16 protein-coding genes are annotated in these 16,188 nt (G+C 70.8%); 5 read left to right on the plus strand and 11 right to left on the minus strand.

Annotation, left to right across the window (positions count from 1 at the left end):
• Window positions 1-265 precede the first annotated feature (265 nt).
• Window positions 266-673 carry a helix-turn-helix domain-containing protein gene (locus tag AB0J66_RS45560; RefSeq protein WP_364674517.1) on the plus strand — a complete coding sequence of 136 codons (408 nt, stop codon included), beginning with the start codon at window positions 266-268 and terminating at the stop codon, window positions 671-673.
• A 201-nt stretch (window positions 674-874) separates the two neighbouring features.
• Here the strand turns inward: AB0J66_RS45560 and AB0J66_RS45565 are convergent, their stop codons facing one another.
• Entirely contained in the window at window positions 875-1,030 is a 156-nt protein-coding gene (locus AB0J66_RS45565) for a hypothetical protein (protein WP_364674520.1), read from the minus strand.
• Between the two features lie 207 nt (window positions 1,031-1,237).
• Here AB0J66_RS45565 and AB0J66_RS45570 point away from each other — a divergent pair, with 207 nt between their 5' ends.
• Together AB0J66_RS45570 and AB0J66_RS45575 are read left to right on the plus strand one after the other, a co-directional pair.
• Complete coding sequence (locus tag AB0J66_RS45570; protein ID WP_364674523.1) at window positions 1,238-2,506, plus strand: histidine kinase; 1,269 nt, start codon at window positions 1,238-1,240, stop codon at window positions 2,504-2,506.
• Window positions 2,503-3,165 (plus strand): response regulator transcription factor, encoded by a 663-nt coding sequence (locus AB0J66_RS45575; RefSeq protein ID WP_364674526.1) that lies wholly within the window; start codon window positions 2,503-2,505, stop codon window positions 3,163-3,165. Before AB0J66_RS45570 ends, AB0J66_RS45575 begins: the two co-directional genes overlap by 4 nt.
• Before the next feature lies 1 nt (window position 3,166).
• On the opposite strand, the gene AB0J66_RS45580 is transcribed toward AB0J66_RS45575, so the two are convergent.
• A complete protein-coding gene (locus AB0J66_RS45580; protein ID WP_364674529.1) occupies window positions 3,167-3,784 on the minus strand; it encodes a hypothetical protein in 618 nt (205 codons plus the stop codon).
• 115 nt (window positions 3,785-3,899) lie between these two features.
• On the opposite strand from AB0J66_RS45580, the gene AB0J66_RS45585 reads away from it, so the two are divergent.
• Entirely contained in the window at window positions 3,900-4,307 is a 408-nt protein-coding gene (locus AB0J66_RS45585; RefSeq protein WP_364674531.1) for an alpha/beta hydrolase, read from the plus strand.
• Window positions 4,308-4,471: 164 nt separating this feature from the next.
• Here the strand turns inward: AB0J66_RS45585 and AB0J66_RS45590 are convergent, their stop codons facing one another.
• The 6 genes from AB0J66_RS45590 to AB0J66_RS45615 form a co-directional block, all read right to left on the minus strand.
• Window positions 4,472-5,368, minus strand: a complete 897-nt coding sequence (locus tag AB0J66_RS45590; protein WP_364674534.1) for a hypothetical protein — start codon at window positions 5,366-5,368, stop codon at window positions 4,472-4,474.
• A gap of 93 nt (window positions 5,369-5,461) precedes the next feature.
• The gene (locus tag AB0J66_RS45595; protein WP_364674536.1) at window positions 5,462-5,863 is read right to left on the minus strand and encodes a hypothetical protein; all 402 of its coding nucleotides are present in this window, start codon (window positions 5,861-5,863) and stop codon (window positions 5,462-5,464) included.
• 5 nt (window positions 5,864-5,868) lie between these two features.
• Complete coding sequence (locus AB0J66_RS45600; protein ID WP_364674539.1) at window positions 5,869-6,999, minus strand: hypothetical protein; 1,131 nt, start codon at window positions 6,997-6,999, stop codon at window positions 5,869-5,871.
• Entirely contained in the window at window positions 6,996-9,440 is a 2,445-nt protein-coding gene (locus AB0J66_RS45605) for a hypothetical protein (protein ID WP_364674542.1), read from the minus strand. Before AB0J66_RS45605 ends, AB0J66_RS45600 begins: the two co-directional genes overlap by 4 nt.
• Window positions 9,437-10,423 (minus strand): hypothetical protein, encoded by a 987-nt coding sequence (locus AB0J66_RS45610; protein ID WP_364674545.1) that lies wholly within the window; start codon window positions 10,421-10,423, stop codon window positions 9,437-9,439. The genes AB0J66_RS45605 and AB0J66_RS45610 overlap by 4 nt, the downstream gene beginning before the upstream one ends.
• 19 nt (window positions 10,424-10,442) lie before the next feature.
• Window positions 10,443-12,161 (minus strand): hypothetical protein, encoded by a 1,719-nt coding sequence (locus AB0J66_RS45615; RefSeq protein WP_364674548.1) that lies wholly within the window; start codon window positions 12,159-12,161, stop codon window positions 10,443-10,445.
• Between the two features lie 257 nt (window positions 12,162-12,418).
• On the opposite strand from AB0J66_RS45615, the gene AB0J66_RS45620 reads away from it, so the two are divergent.
• Window positions 12,419-14,155, plus strand: a complete 1,737-nt coding sequence (locus AB0J66_RS45620; RefSeq protein ID WP_364674551.1) for a hypothetical protein — start codon at window positions 12,419-12,421, stop codon at window positions 14,153-14,155.
• 142 nt (window positions 14,156-14,297) lie between these two features.
• On the opposite strand, the gene AB0J66_RS45625 is transcribed toward AB0J66_RS45620, so the two are convergent.
• From AB0J66_RS45625 to AB0J66_RS45635, 3 genes are read right to left on the minus strand one after another with little or no spacing between them, the layout of a single operon-like run.
• Window positions 14,298-15,101: a nitroreductase family protein gene (locus AB0J66_RS45625; protein WP_364674554.1), complete on the minus strand. Its 804-nt coding sequence runs from the start codon at window positions 15,099-15,101 to the stop codon at window positions 14,298-14,300.
• A complete protein-coding gene (locus AB0J66_RS45630) occupies window positions 15,101-15,430 on the minus strand; it encodes a hypothetical protein (RefSeq protein WP_364674557.1) in 330 nt (109 codons plus the stop codon). The genes AB0J66_RS45625 and AB0J66_RS45630 overlap by 1 nt, the downstream gene beginning before the upstream one ends.
• Window positions 15,427-16,119: a class I SAM-dependent methyltransferase gene (locus AB0J66_RS45635; protein ID WP_364674560.1), complete on the minus strand. Its 693-nt coding sequence runs from the start codon at window positions 16,117-16,119 to the stop codon at window positions 15,427-15,429. The genes AB0J66_RS45630 and AB0J66_RS45635 overlap by 4 nt, the downstream gene beginning before the upstream one ends.
• Window positions 16,120-16,188 lie beyond the last annotated feature (69 nt).

The raw sequence follows: 16,188 nt of genomic DNA on the forward strand, positions 1-16,188 counted from the left end.
ACTCATAACGTTCGATGTCATCACTCACGGTGCCCATCCCGCCAGGTCTTCAGCCTGGCGTGTCGGGCCGGAAACACCTCTCGTGGCACAGTCCCGCACGATCCGGGCCACGCCGTTGTCTGAGCTGACGTGCAACGTCGAGTAGTCGGGGGACATGGTGAAACTCCGATCAGGTATCCGCAAGGCGGGTAGGTTTGCCTCGCATACCTAGATTCGCCGAGCGCCCATGAGGCGACAAGAACGCACTTTGGGAGAACCAGGGATCATGAGTGATACCTTCCGGTTCGAGACCGACGTCGACGGGCAGACCATTTTCCGCGTCGACTGTCCCAGCCGGCCGATCCTCGATCAGATCGCCGACAAGTGGTCGATGATGGTGCTCGCCGTCCTGGAGCGGCCGACCCGGTTCAACGAGATCAAGCGCCGCCTCGATGGCGTCACTCAGCGCGTCCTCACGCAGACGCTGCGCCGCTTGGAGCGCAACGGGATGATCGTGCGAAAGGTGTTGCCGACCTCGCCGGTCGGGGTGCAGTACTCCCTGACGTCGATGGGGGAGTCGTTGCGCGAGCCCTTCATGCGCTTGTACTCGTGGACGGTTCAGCACAGCGGGCAGATCCAGCGAAGCCAGGCAGGCGTTCGACGAACGGTCGCAGACGGCTTGACCATGTGGTGAGGACAGGGCGTCCACTGACTCCGAAGGGGGAGTCAGATGCTAAGAGCCTTGTCAGTCATGCCTGTTCCCAGCCCGGGCGGGCCCGGCGCCGGGGGACTGAGTTACCCGGGCCTGCTGGCCGGTAGTTTGTCGCCGAAGCCGCTGCCGCACAGCATCCAGGACCGGTACGACGTGATCGGCTGCGACCCGCGCGCCACGACGTCACCGGCGCGGCCGAGCAGAGCTGACCGTACGCGCGCGGTTCAGCGCCGCGGGAGTGGCGCCGACCTGGGCCATACCGACCATCAGGGCCGCGGTGATGACGGCCATCCCGCCGGCGGTGTTCGAAGGTCGGGGTTCGGGCGCCTGCTCGGCCATGGTGGGCTCCTCACAACGGAACGTCGGACGGCATAAGAACCGTGCCGTTCACCGCCCGGTCGGGGCATCTGGCGCGGGCATGAACTTGGGCTTGCGACCTGCGACGGAGGCGATGGCGTCGCGGGGATGAATCTCGTCGCCGGAGCCGCTGCGGGCGGGTCGCTGAGGCATCGGCGTCGGTAGCATCGGCGCGGGAGGGGTGAGGCAATGGATGAACCCCGCTCAGCCGAGCGGAGACGTTTCGTCGACGACTGGGTCCGGCGGCTGGACGCGGTCGGTCTGAGCACACCGTTCCGGCGCGACTGTGCGTTCGCGGCTCTCGTGGCGGCCCTGTCCGCGGCCCTGCTCCTGCTTCCCGGCGACGCCGACCTGACCTTCTCCCGTACGGAACATTCGGACATCCCCGTTCTGATCCTGTTGGTGGCGCAGGCCGCCGTCCTGTGCCTGCGCCGGATACGGCCGATCTGGTGCATCTCCGCGGTCCTCGTCCTACAGGTCGCCCTGGCCTCGGTGGCGCTGCCGGGGGAGGGGCTGCGGGGAGTGGCGTTGATGATCGCCGTCTACAGCTGCGGCACGGTGCTCTCCGCGAGCCGCGCGTACCTCGTGGCCGGGCTCGCGGCGGTCACGGAGATCGGCAGCTTCGTGGTCCTGAGCGCTGTCCCGGCCGCCGACGGCGACGTCCCGGGCTTCTCCGGCGAGTTCTTCGTGGCGCTGCTGCTTTACGGCACAGCGGCTCTGCTGGGCCGCAGCGCCATGCTGCGCCGGCGCTACGCCGAGGTCGTCGAGCTGCGCGCGGCCGAGACCGCGGAAAACTTGCGCGTACGCGCCGACGCCGCCCTGGCCGACGAACGCACCCGGATGGCGCGCGAGTTGCACGATGTCGCCGCCCATCACCTGACGGCCCTCATCGTTCAGGCCACCGTCGTGGAACGGATGCTCGACCGGGACCCCGACGCCGCCCGCCGGGCCGCTGCCGCCATCCGGACGGAGGGCAGGAGCGCGCTGGGCAATCTGCGGTCGGTGGTGGGCACCCTGCGAGAGACCGGGGCGGCCGAACTCGAGGGCGCGGCCGTACCGGGGCTGCAAGGGATCAGCGAACTGGTGGCCAACCACGCGGACCCCCGGAACCGCCCGACCTTGACCGTGTCGGGAGAAGCCGGTGACCTGCCGGCGGCGGCGCAGCTGACTCTTTACCGCGTGGCGCAGGAGGCACTCTCCAACGCCCGCGACCACGCCCCGGGGGCCAAGGTCACAGTCAAAATCGACTACCGTACGGAGGCCGGCGTGCTCGAGGTTCGCAACGGCCCGGCGACCGCGGCGCCGGCCGGCTCCGAGCGTGACCATCGCGGATTCGGCCTGATCGGCATGCGGGAGCGGGCCGGCCTGATCGGCGCCACCCTGGCCGCGGGCCCGACTCCGGACGGCGGCTGGTCGGTCAAACTCACCGTTCCCCGCAGAGGCGGCCAACTCTCATGATCACGGTGCTCCTGGTCGACGACCAGCCGTTGCTGCGGGCCGGATTCCGCTCGCTGATCGAGCTCGCCGAGGACATCCAGATCGTCGGCGAGGCCTCCAACGGCCCCGACGCGGTGAAGCTCGCGCGGCAGCTCCACCCGGACGTCGTGTGCATGGACGTCCGCATGCCCGGCGGCAATGGCCTGGACGCGACCCGGGTCATCGTCAGCGAGATCGACCCACCGCCCGCGGTCCTGGTCCTGACGACTTTCGAGCTCGACGAGTACGTGTTCGGCGCGCTCGAGGCCGGCGCGAGCGGATTCCTGCTCAAGGACACCGACATGGACGAGCTCATCAACGGGATCCGCCGTCTGGCCGCCGGCGACGGCCTGGTCGACCAGACGGTCACCCGCCGCGTGATCGCCGAGTTCGCCCGCCGGCGCCCGCTGACGCCCACCCCTCAGCCGGGTCACCCGTTGACCGCCCGCGAGGCCGAGATCGTACGGCTGCTCGCCGAGGGCCTGTCCAACGCGGAGATCGCGGCCGAACTCGTCGTCGAGGTCAGCACCGTGAAAAGCCACCTCAGCCGGGCCATGGCCAAAATCGGCGCCCGCGACCGCGTCCAGACCGTCATCTGGGCCTACCGCCACGGCGTCGCCCCGCTGGACAACTCGGCCTGAGTCAGGTGCCCAGGCCGTCCAGCAGCCAGTGGTACCGCAGCCGCAAGCTGCGTTCGACAGCTCCCAGGACGGCGGCGGCGCCGAGCGCGACGTTGAGCCCCAGCGGCAGGTCGATCGGCGATTCGAAGCGGCCGAAGCGCTCGACGATCGGCGGGACCCCCAGGATCGGCTCCAGCATCTGCAGCAGGTTGAGTCCGCCGCCGACGATCAGCGCCGCCACCGACCCGGCGGCGATCCAGCGGCTCAGGGACCGGTGCTCGCGGTCGAAGCGCAGCCGGCGGCCGATCGCCGACTGCGGATCGGGGGTCAACTGGTATTCCTCGCCGCCGGTGGTCACGAAGTGGGCGCGTTTGAGGCCGATGCCGGACATCGCGACCTGGATCGTGCCGCCGTCGACGGGGATGGCGGCGGGCATCCGCGAACGGGCCTGGTGCCGCCCGTCGACGTACAGGTGCACCATCCCGAAGTCGCCCGCCTCCTTGCCGTTGACGCGTACGTCCACGGCATAGACGGTCCCGCCCAGCCGGAGCCAGAAGAGCTTGCGCCCGGTGAACAGCTGCCACCAGCGGAATCTCTGCAGCGGCCGGCCGTCGCCGGGCCGGACACGGGAGCGGAACATGGCCATCCTCCGGGCTCGAACGGCGACTGGGATGCCCATCAGAAACCGTGTGGCGGCCACACAGTCAAGGCCGGTTCTTGACTGTGTGGCGGCAACACAGTGTTGAGTGAGTTCCATGCCTCAACACCTCTCGATCCCACGCGGGACGATCGAGCTGGCCGCCGACCTGTACCGGCCCGACGGGCTCGACGGCACCGAGCCGCAGCGCGCGGTGGTCCTCTCGACGCCGGGCAGCAGCGTGAAGGAGCAGATCGGCGCGAACTACGCGGCCCGCCTGGCCGGCCGCGGCATCACGGCGCTGGTCTTCGATCCCGCCCACCAGGGCGAGAGCGGCGGCGAGCCGCGGGACCTCGAGGACCCGTACCGGCGCAGCGAAGACATCTCCTATGCGATCGACGCGCTCAGCGTGCTCCCCGGCATCGACCCGCACCGCATCGGCGTCCTGGGCATCTGCGCGGGAGGCCGGGACAACCGGCACCGGCTTCGACACCTCCGCCGAACGGCTGTGGGCGCTGGCGCCTGATCCGGTCGATCGGACGGTGATCCCGGGCGCCCGCCACTACGAGATGTACGACGTGCCGGAATATGTCGACGCCGCCGTCGACCGGCTCGCCGCCTTCTACACGAAATATCTCTGACCTGGTGAACGCCGTGGGGCCTGTGCGGCCCCACGGCTCGGGCCGGACGTCAGGACTGGGCGCGCCAGCTGGTCGGGATGCCCGGTACGCCGATTGCGTGCCGCTGCTTGCCGGCCGCGTCGACGACGTAGATCTGCGGGTCGGTCTCCACCGGGTAGCTCTCGCCGGTGTCCGGGTCGGTCCGTTGCTGGATCTGGCTTTCGCTGTAGGCCAGCCACTTGCCGTCCGGCGACCAGACGACGCTGCCCTCGGCCACCTCCGGTGTGTCGGTGATGCGCTTCTTCGCGCCCGTCGCGGCGTCGACCAGCCACAGGTCGTCGCCGGACGAGACCGCCAGCTTGCCGTTCCTCGGGTTCCAGTCCACGTCGTGGGCGGTCGGCAGGTCGCTCACCGGGCGGCTGGCCGAACCGTCCGCCTTCCACACCTGCACGCCGGGCCCGGCCGGGTTCGCGGTGGCGATCCGCTTGCCCTGCGGCGCCCACGAGAACGCCAGATTGCTGCCGTAGTCGGCGCCGGTGATCGGCGTGAGGTGCCCGCCGAGGTCGGTCTGATAGATCTCACCGCAGGTCTCGAACCCGATGCCGGCCCCATCCGGTGACCATCGGGGGTGTCCGGGACCGCACGGGGCCTGGGCGACCCGCCGGGCTCCGGTGCCGTCCGCGGCGGCCGCGTAGACGGACGCGAAGAAATCGTCCGGGCCCTGGGTGACGAACGCGATCCGCTGGCCGTCCGGCGAGTAGTCGGGCGACGACCCCCAACTGACGGTCAGGTTGAGGCTGGTGAGGGCGGTGCCGTCGGGCCGAACGCTTTGCACCTCACCGTTGCCGTGCGGCGAGTCCTCCGTCCGGATGAAGAGGATACGACCTTGGGGCTGGGACGCGGGTGCGGCGCTGACAACGGCCGGCGTGGCGGCGAGGAATGCCGTGACCGCCCCCGCGACGATCATGCTTCGATTCCTTTGCATACGCGAGATGCTGACATTCCACAGCGGACGCGCGCTACCCCGCCCGGTCGGCGCCGTCGAGCGGATCGCCGTTTTCTACACGAGATACCTCCGATCCGAGTTGTCGTGCTGGAACCGCACCGAGTTGATCGCGACCGATCCGCCGCGGCTCAGGACCGCCGACTGGGGGGCGGCCTGCCGGGCCCAGCTGACCTCCATCTTCGCGTCCGTGCCGTCCCGGTGCCCGCGGACCGTGACGGTGCCGTCGCCGACCTTGGCCTTGACGGAGCGTTTGTTGTGCAGCCGCACCGAGTGGGTCTCCCCGCTGCGTAGCCGCACTTCGAGAACTCCCGTCATGATGGGGCGGTTCCAGTAGTACGTGACGCCCACCACCACGACCACGCACACCACCGCGACCAGCACCACCACCCAGATCAGGGTTGAGGTGGGGGTGGTGGACTGCGCGGCCCCGGCGGCCGTCGCGTAGGCGGAAGTCAACCGAATCACCGTGACCCTTGTTGTGCGGGGATGGGGAACGACGTGGTGGTGCCGGCCTGGCTGAAGGACAGGGCCGGGCCGTCGGCGCCGACGATGACGCTGACCTGGTAGACCCCGGCCGGTGGTACGGGTGACAAGGGAACCGTGACGTCGCGGGTGATGCCGTCATCCGCGGTCAGCCGAACCACCGCCTCGCTCTGGCCCGTGGTCAGTTCGACTTCGACCGCCTCACCGTGACCGGCGCCGAAGGCGAGCGTGTGCGGTGCGGCCAGCGGCGGCCAGCGGTCGCTGACCGTGTCGAACTCGGTGCGGTGGGCCGACAGGCTGATCCCGGTACGCAGCCGGTCCTCGACGGTGACGGCGCCGGCGGCGACGGCGGCCGCGCCGAGGGCCGCCGCCGCGCCCGGATCCGCCAGCCTGACCAGGTGGACCGGCTTGCTGCTGTGATAGCCGACCGCACCGAGCACTTGCGGTGGCAGGTCCGTGTCGCCGGCGATGAGCAACCTGATCGGTTCGTTCTGCACGCCGTGCTCGCGCATGATGCGTTTCATCGCGGCGCCGATGACGCCGGCCCGGTCGGGGGCGCCGGCGGCGGTGGTGATGGGCGTGGACGCGCCGGGGCGGACCTGGTTGGCCGAGCAGTGCAGCAACGTGACTGTCGCGCCCTCGTCGTCGATGTCGCAGACGAACGTCGGCGCCGCCTTCGGTGCCTGGTCGAGGGCCCCGGTGAGGTAGGCGTAGGCGACGGCCGCGACCGGTGTGCTCACGACCCGGGTGACCGCCAGCCCGGCGCGCGTGCTGCTGTCGTGCACGTACCGGACGGTGGCGGCGTCGTCGGCGAAGCGGGGCGGCAGCGCGACCACGACGGCGCCGGCCGAGCCGAGTTGGGGGCTGTGGCGGCGCAGCAGGCCGAGGTAGACCGCCAGCGCGTCGGGGACGGCCGGTTGGGCCCGGGTGAGCAGGTCACCGGTGGTGAGGACCGAGTCGGCCGGATCGGGCACGTCGGTGAGGCCGAGCCGCGCCGACGAGCCCCGGTAGGTCATCGCCGCGGAACCGGCCACTTCGGCCGGCTCGGCGGCCGGCCATTGGCTGACCAGCGCGGTTCCGGGCCGTAGATGCAGACCGGCCGTGCTCATCCGCGCTCCCGGCTGCGGTCCCGGTACTCCGGGGCGGTCCCGAAACCGAAGAAGCGCAGAAGTGCCGCCCACAGCCCTTTCGGTGGGCTGGACGGGCCGGTGGGCAGGCCGAGCAGCTCCTCGATACCGGCGAGGGCCTGACGGCGGCGGATCAGCCTGGTGATCTCGGCGTCGAGCGCTTCGGCGTCGGTGGCCACATCCTCGCGCAGAGCGGCGTTGAGCCGGGGCCGCAGATCTTCTCCGAGCAGCGGATGGATGATCTGAAGCCCCTGATAGGTGGCGACCCAATCGTCGGTGTCGCGGTCACGGTGGCCGGCCGCCTCGGCGAGTTCGCGGAGCTGCTGGGTGCTGGCGGTCGCCGACCAGCGGTTGACCGCGATACGCAGGGGTCGTGGGTCGGTGTTCAACCGGTTCGCCTGCGCCAGCACACCGGCGAAGTCGGCGGGTGCGGCTGAGGTCCGTGACATCCGCTCGGCCGCGCGCAGCAGAACGGTGCTGTGCAGATGCGGATCGGCGGCCAGCAGTTGCTCGCGGAGCTCCTCGGCGCCTGGCCGCTCCAGCAGCAGCGGACGTTCAGCAGCGATGTGCGCGGCGTCGTCGAGGGCGGCCCGGGCGTCGATGCCGCCGGTGCGGCTGATCCGGTCGAGCAGCACCACGGCGTCCTCCGTGGCTTCAGCTGAGATCAGCATGAGCCGCAGATGCTTACGGAACGTGGCGCGAACGCCGGCCGACGAGCCGGACAACAGCGCGGCGAGTTGTTCGGCGTAACCGGCGTCGCCGGCCCAGCTGGACTCGGACCGTAGGCCGGGCGGCAGCGACTGTCCCGACACCGTGAGGACGAAATCGCAGGTGGCACGGTCGGTTCCGTTGTCGGCGGCGGCGGATTCCACCGCTGCGGTGAAGGGCTTGTTCAGCCCCTCCGACTCGGCCGCGTGGACGAGCTCGGGAAGCAGGACGTTCAGCGCCTGGCCCAGCGCGAAACGGGCGGTGGCCAGCTTGAACGCCAGCATCAGCCACCGCTGGTCGACCAGCCCGGGCAGCGGGTGCCGTTTGCCGTCGAGGGCGCTGCGGATCAGCGAGATCCAGGGCAGCGCCCGGCCCGCGGTGGAGAACCAGGCGACGGCGGCGTCCGGGGCCCGGTGCACCAAGCGCAGCGCGCCGGGTTCGTGCTCCGGCTGCAACAGCCAGTCCCGGGTCGCGGTAGCGGGCAGACCGTCGGTCACCACGCCGGCGAGGACGGTGGTGACCGGTGCGGTCACCCCCACCCGGTTCAGCACCGGAACGAGCAAGGTGTCGGCCCCGGCCACGGCTGCTGGGCCCCGGACCATCGCGGCCAGCCATGCCGGGTCCGGCTCGCCTTGGGCGAGGGCGGCGGCCAGGACGTCGACGGCGTCGCCGGCGGCGTCCGGCAGCCAGTTCGCTGCGGCCAGCTCGAGCCCGGGAGCCCCGCAGTCGCGGATCAGGTAACGCAGGTAGGCCAGCTGCATCGGCTCGGACGTCCGCCCGGCGAGCGGGTGGGCGGCCACCAGGCTCCGCACGAGCTCAGGTTGGGGGTGCCGCCCGTGCAGCAGTGCCGTGCCGATCTCGGTGAGCTGATCCATGGCGGCCAGCCGGGCGGTCGCCTCCCGCGCGGTCTGAGCTCCGGGTTCGGCCGGCATCTCCGCCACCCGGTCGAGGTGATCGAGCACGTCCGTCAGGCGGAACCGGTGCACCATCCGTTCGAGCGTGTCGCGGTATTCCGCGGCCGGTGAACCGTCGGCGAGCTCCGGCGGCCGGGAGAACGACACCTGAGCGCTGCGCCCGACCGGCTTACCGACGGTGATGTTGAACGGCCCGTTCTTGGCCTGCACGGTCCCGGTGGCCAGGCTGAGGGTGGCCCGGGTGGCGGCCGGCAGCAGCGCCGCGACCGCATCGAGCAGGGCGCACACCTCCTCGGGGGTGGCCGGCCCGGACGCGTCGGTGGCGCTGATGCGTACCTGGTTCTGCAGCACGAGCCCGGCGACGGCCCCGGCCCACCGCCGGGTCGCCTCGTCCTGAAGTTGCTCGGCGGCCGAATGGCGCTGCGGTGACGGTCCGCTCGGGATGCCGGCCCGGTCCTGCGCGTGGCGGCGCCACTGTGCACGCGCGTAGGCCGCCAGCTCGGCGTAGCTCAGCGGGCTCGGGGAGGAGACCTGCAGGTACAGCACGGCGTAGATGGGGCGCGTACGCGCGTCGCTGGTGTCCGTCCAATCCCACCAGCTCACGTGGTACGTGTCACCGGTTGTCCCGATCACCGCCCACGGCAGTTGGCCGCTCTGCGCGTTGGTCTGCGGCGTGCCCGGGTTTCGCCGTTGCACGCCGACGGCGGCGGCGTCCGGATCGTTGGACTCGAGGACGCGGTACTCGTCGACGTTGCCGGCGTCCTTGCTCCACCATCCCCAGACCTGCAGCCGGGCCGTCATCGCTCACCGGCCTGCAGCACCAGGTACAGGTCCAGCAGCGTCTCCCAGACCTCCATCGGCTGATACCGGACGATCGTCTCCCGGCCGTCCTGCGCCTTCACGTTGACGACGTTGTCCCAGTCGAAGCCCCGGTCGGGGTCGTAGTACAGGCCGATCGAGGAGACGGTGTGATAGGTGATCCGGCTGAAGCGGGCCTCGAGTTCGCGGGGGATCCCGGCGTCACTGGAGTTGACGCTCATCTTGCACAGGTGGTGGAAGAAGTCGCGGGACTTCTCGCCGGCGGGGACCACCGGGGTCTCCCGGTCCGCCGCGGACAGCAGGTCCAGGTTGTTCGCGAGGTTGAAGACCTCGGCGTGGTCGAGCTTGCTGATGCACACCGACAGCGCCTGCGGGAGCTTCTGTCCCCGGCCGGGGCCGACCTCCCGGTCGAGGGCCTTGAGCAGCCGGAACACATGCCGGTAGGTGGAGATCGGCTCCTTGCCGTCCTGCCGGACCTCCCTCTGGGTCTCCTTCATCATGCGGGTCGGGTCGATCAGCAGGATGATGCCCGCGGCCTGCTTGACCGCCTCCAGCGTCTCGGCGTTGGCCTGGTCGTCGACCTTGACGGTCGAGCCGCCCGGGATGTCGCAGATGACGAGATCGAAGGACTCCTCCGCGCCGTCGCGGATTTTCGGGGCGCCGAGACCCCAGAGGCTGCGTTCCTGTGTCGCGGGCCGGGTGCCGATGATCGTCCAGGTCTCCTCGGCCACGCTGCCGGTGGCGTCCGGGAACGCGTCGATCTCGGCGTTGTCCAGCAGCGCGTCGGCGTACACCGCGTCGCGGCCGGGAATGACCCGCCAGTCGCCGTAGGTGGCGGGGTTGGGGTGACCGCGCAGCAGGCCCTGCAGGAACGTGGTCTTACCGCCGCCGGCGGGTCCGACCAGCACGATGGCGGGCGCATCGTCCGGGTAACCGTCGTCCGTGGGGATGTAAGGATCGGTCACGCTGTGTATCTCCTCGAGTTCACGACGGCAGGGGTTCCGACAAGGCCAGACGCAGCCGTTGCCGGTTTCCCCGGGGGTTGAGCAGCTCGGCGATCAGTTCGGGGTAGCTCTCGACGGACATGACCGGCAGCCGGCCGGTGAGCATCGGCCACGCCTCGTCGGACCATTCCCGCCCGGCCCGGCCGAAGCTGCTGTCCGGTCCCACCGCGGGACCGGACAGCACGGGGACCACCGTGAGACCGTCGGGCAGGGTGGAGACCACGGCCGGGAGACGAAGCCGGGCCGGGCACGCGGCCAGGTACATCCGCTGCACCGGGGGGTGCGGGGGCCGGCCGGCCAGTACGAGCAGAACCTTGCGGGCCGCCCGCCGCCACGACATGTCCGCGACGACGTCGAGGGCGTCCTCCAGCGGGGCGGCCAGATCGTTGTGGGCCGGCTCGGCCGCCATGTCGATCAGCGCGTCCAGGGCCAGATCCGGATCGCCCAGCGGTGCCGTGCGCATCTCGACGATCCCGTCGCGGGGGTCGTGGTCGCCGTAACCGACGACACCGACGCGAAGCGCACCGTGCGCGAGGCCGGTCATCTCGGTGATCAGCCGTTGCGCGGTCGCCAGGCGGGCGCTGACCGTGCCGGCCGCGATGCGCGACTCACCGAGCTCGATGGTGATGACGACGTCGACGGGTGTTCCGGGACCCACCTGACACAGCGTCTCGAGGTCGCCGACCAGGTCGGCCCAGGCCGGTGGGTGGGGCGCCGCCCCGGAGTGCAGCAGTTCGACCCGGCCCGGCTCCTCCTGGCGCACCGTGAGTACGCCGCGCTCGCCGGCCGCCAGTTTCAGGACGGCCGTGGAGACGGCGGCGGCCGGATCCGTCAGGTCGGCGCCGGCCCGGATCAGCGGAACGACCACGGCGTCACCCTGGCCGGAGCCGTACACGGCGATCTGCGCTTCGCGGGGCCGGGACGCGTCGACGACCTCGGGCGGGAGCACCGTCTGCCGCTGAGGGGCCGCGACACCGGTTCGCGCGTCGACCCGGCACACCACGACGTCGTAGCCTTCCGGCCGGGGCACTGTCGCCATCACCGCATGGGCGAAGCGGGTCAAGCGGGTGCGGTCCCCGGCCGCCGGGACGGTCGCCGCGGGGTGAAGCTTGCTGACCGCCAGGTGCTGCGCGTCGGTGAGCAGCTGCCATTGCGGTGGGGCACCCACCACGACCAGTGGCGCGTCAGCCAGCGGGGCGATGGTGTCGATGGCCGCGGTGACGGTGCGCACCCACTCGGCCCGCCGGACCGGGGCGTCACCGACTCCGCCGGCGAGCTGGAACAGCTGCTTCTGCCGGTAGCCGGGCAGCTGGCGGCACACTTCGCTCCACGGGGCCTGCCAGCGCGGATCGAGCTCGCCGGAGCTACGGTCGGCCGCCCACAGGGTCAGACCGTCGACGCGGAACTCCAGGAGCATCATGCGCGTGTGGGCCTCGGTGTCGCGCAGCAGCGCCGCCACATCGCTGATCGCGACCGTCGGGGGTTCCCGGGTGTCGACGGTCGCCGCGACATCGGTGGTCCCGGTCCCCCGGGCGAGTTCCGCCAACCGGAGGTACGCGTTCCCGTCGTCAGCTCCGAGCGCGGTGGCCGCCACCGCGGCCGCCCGCAGATCGTGCCGGCGCTGCGCGGTGCTCAACTCGGCCGCGAACCGGGCTGCCGCATCGGCGCCGGCCGGGCCGAGCCGCAGACGGGATTGCAACTGCCACCCGCACACCGGGCAGAGTTGCGGCCCCGCGAGCGGGCCCGGGGGCGGCACGGCGCACACCGGACAGACACGCTGTCGAACCATGTATGACCTTCTCCATGCCTGCCGGGCCGCCGGCTGTTCGCAACGTCGAAGCAATCTTGAAGAACGGCTGAGCAAAAACACCCTCAACCGTTGGGTCAAGAGTTAAAGAGGAATACCCGATGGGCGCGAGAGACCACCATGACCGAAATTGACCGCGTGAGGGTGCGATGAGTTCGAAAGTGAATCTGCTCTGCGGTGAAAGGCCGAACGATCCGGCGACGCTGTACCGGCTCGATCTGGCTTTCGACGGCAGCGGCCAGGCGTACGTCTATCGGGGAATTGAACCCGGCGCCTCCGGGCGCAGAGTGACCGTGCGGGTCTGGCGGCCGAACCGCAGCCGTCCTTTTGACGAGCAGAAACAGTCGTGGAAGCGGGGCGCGGCGCTGTTGCGCCGGCTCAAGGGCGTACCGGGGATCTGCCTGCCGGTCGCCGACTTCGACGGCTTCGCACCCTGGTCGCCGGGCACGCGGCCGAGCGGGAACAAGGTCCCGATCCAGGTGCTCGAGTGGGTCGAGGGCGAGAACCTGAAAGACCGCCTCGAGCCGGGCTCACATCTGGCCGCTGAGCAGGGCGAGCTCGACGCTCCGCGGGTGCTGCACGAGCTGGCCCGGATCCTCGGCGAGTTGCACCGGCGCGGCCCCATCGTTCACCAGGACGTGTCCCTGTCGAACGTCATCATCACCCCGGCGGGTGACCCCGTACTGATTGATTTCACCAGCGCCCGCGACGACGGCGACCTGACGCACTACGCCGGCACGTTCGGCGGCTCCGCCCCGGAACTCTTCGAACGGATCAACGGTGGCGATCCGGCCTCATGGCAGCATCCCGAGCCGAGCACGGCAGCGGACATCTTCGGTTTCGGCGCTATCGCCTATTACCTGCTGACCGGGGTGACCTGGCGGACCGGCGTGGTCGAGTCGCTACCGACCTCCGGCCTGCCGGACGCGCTGCGCGACCACCTCATGCTCGTGCTGGCCGGGGACGCCAGCCGGCGGGCGCCGGTCGACGGCCTGGACGAGTGGATCGACCGGCTCGCCGACCTGGTGGTCACCACCGGGCACCGTACGCCCAGGGTTCGCTGGACACCTCCGGTGATTCCCGGTCCGCGGGCGGCGGCGGACAACACCGAGGCGGTCCGCGAGTACGACACGCCCAAGGACCCGTGGGCTGCTGCTGCCCCCTACACCGATCCGCTGTCAACGCTGCCGCCCGAGTTCTTCCAGGACGGGCACGCGCCAGTCGTGGCGCTGCCGGAGGTCGGCGCGGCCGCGGAGTTCGTCGCGGTGGCCGACCTGCTGAGCGCGCCGGCTGTGGTTTCCGCCGGGGTGGGCGTGCGCATCGCGCCGCCGGGCACGGGCCCGGTCGTGCTCGTGCCCGGTTTCGTCCCCGGTCTCGAGGAGCGCACCGACCGTTGGGTGAACAACGAAGGACGGGCGCCGGTTGTCACCCCGCCGCTCGATCCGACCCGGCAGATGCCCCGGCCCCCGACACCGGACACAACCGACGACGCCCTCAGCGGACCGGCCGACGACGATCCCGGACCCGAGCTGCCCCCCACCGTCGTGCGGCCGGCCGTCCGCCACCGGCTCACCCTCTGGCAGCGTGTCCGGATCGGCGGCGACTACATCATCGTCCTCGCCGTGGCAGCTGTCGGTGCGTGGCTCATCTGGCTGATCGGCAGCGGCAACCTGACCAACGTCAACGCTGCCGGCAGCATCCTGTTCTTCGCCATCGGTGCTGCCGTGGCCGACCTGCTGGGACAGGCCGTGGGGGCAGTGGGGTTCTCGGCGGCCACCCGATCGGATCGGCGAATGCTGTTCTGGCGGGCCCTTCACGCACCGGCCGCAGCCGTTCTGGTCGGGGCGGTGTTCACCTACACCTGGCTACTCGCGACTGGAGCGTAACCGCCGAGCTCCGCATTCCGTCCGGGCCGGACGGCGCGATATCGCTGCGGCGTCCAAAATGGTGCCTCGAGCGTTCCATTCTGGATTTCCGGTCGATTCTTCATCGCGTCGGCGGCCCGTTTCCGCACCGTTGCCGGAGCGCTTATCCGGCGTTGCCTTCGTCCCAGCCTTCCTGTGGCGTGGCGCAGGTGCCGCGGAAGACGTACTGCGACGGCAGGCGGCGTTGGTCGCTGGTCCAGTCGATGGGTGGGCGGCGCTGCTCCGGCGGCAGGTAGCCGAGCCGGTAGACGGCCATCAGCTCCAGGTCGTCCGGGACCTTGAGCAGGTGGACGATCTCGTCCCAGCGGCCGGGGACCTCCATCGGGAAGGAGATGAACTGGATGCCCATGCCCAGCTCGACCGTGGCCAGCCACAGGTTCTCCATGGCCGCGCCCATGCTGAACACCGAGTAGAACGAGGACAGCTCGCCGGGGCGGTACTCGGAGCGGTCGAGCATCACGCCGAGCAGCAGCGGGGAGCCGGCGACGAGTTTGCGGTTCTCCTCGCCCAGGCTCTGGGGCACCCGCATGGCGTTCATGAGTTTCTGCCCGCGGCTGGTGAAGACCTGGCTGGTGAACGGGCGCAGCGGGGCGGGCAGCCGGTCGAACAGCATCCCGTCGCGGCGGCGTTCCATCTCGGCCTTGCTGAAGCGGAAGTACGGCTTGTAGCGCTCGAAGAACGTGCCGTTGGACATCGCCTCGGTCATGCTCTCGCCGCTGATCCGGGCGATGGTCTCGATCGTCTCGCGTTCCTCCACGATCACGAATCGCCACGGCTGGCTGTTCAACTGCGACGGGGCCCGGCCCGCGAGCTCCATCAGGAGCCGCTGGTGCTCCTCGGAGACCGGGTCGGGCAGGAACGCGCCGTTGGTGGTCCGGCGACGGCGCACCACATCGAGAAACTCCATCAGTGACTCCTCCAGGCGGAAACGAGAGCGGCCGCGTACGCCGGCGCCGCCGACCCGGCCAGCGCGGCGTGCCGGCGGATGCCTCCACCGGCGTACGGCAGGGCGGTCAAGGGGCCGAGCGCCGGCAGCAGGGCGAGACCGGCGGGCCGGCGTTCGTACGCGCTCGCGGCGACCGCGAGCACGGTGAGCGACGCCGTGGCGGTGAACAAGGCGTGATGGACCCAGCGGATACGTCCGTTGTCGACCAGACCCGTGGCCACGGCCGCGCCGAAGGCGGCGTTGATTGCATAGCTCGTCGCGGCGGCGGTGACCAGGCCCCGGGTTTTCAAAGGTCACTTCCGCGGGTGAGCAGCAGGCGCTGCGGGAACATCGGCGTGACCTGCCACCCCGGCGGTACGGCGGCCAGCAGCTCGGCGCGCCGGTAGCTGCGGCGGATGGAGAGCAGCCCGTCCTGGTGGACGAAGGAGCGGCGGGCGAACGGCAGGGTGGCGGCCGCGTACAGGCCGTAGCCGGCCCGTCCCCGGGCGAGATCGTTGTGGATCACCAGCCGACGGGACAGCGCCAGGCTGTCGGTCAGCAGCGCGGAGAGCTCCTCGGCGTCCAGGTGGTGCAGGAGATGGTTGGAGATCACCAGGTCGTACCGGTCGCCGCGGGCGACCAGGTCCGCGCTCGACGCCTGTTCGAAGTGGACCCCGGCGTCCGGGAGCCGGCGCACATGACGGAGGGCGCGTTCGTCCGGGTCGATGGCGGTCGCTTGGAGCAGCAGCCGGTCGCGGGCCGCCCAGCCCGCCAGGGCGCGGGCGATGTCGCCACCGCCGAAGCCGATGTCCAGCAGCGTCGTCGGCCGGCGGGCATCGAGACGCGGCCGGATCCGTTGCCGGTAGAGGCGCCGCCAGCCCGAGACGAGCCGGTTGACGGCGGTGAACTGCCGGTAGGTGCGTTCGAGCCGGTCGAGGTCGCAGCCCGGGTCGTCCATCAGCTCCCGTGACTCGGTGTCCCGCAGGGCGAACCCGCTCATAGTGGTGTTCTCCGATCTCACATCCCGAAGAGATTCTTACCCGTTCAAGGGCCGGTGACGCTTACTACT

Origin of the sequence: Actinoplanes sp. NPDC049598, assembly GCF_040675435.1 — a bacterium.
Taxonomy (GTDB): domain Bacteria; phylum Actinomycetota; class Actinomycetes; order Mycobacteriales; family Micromonosporaceae; genus Actinoplanes.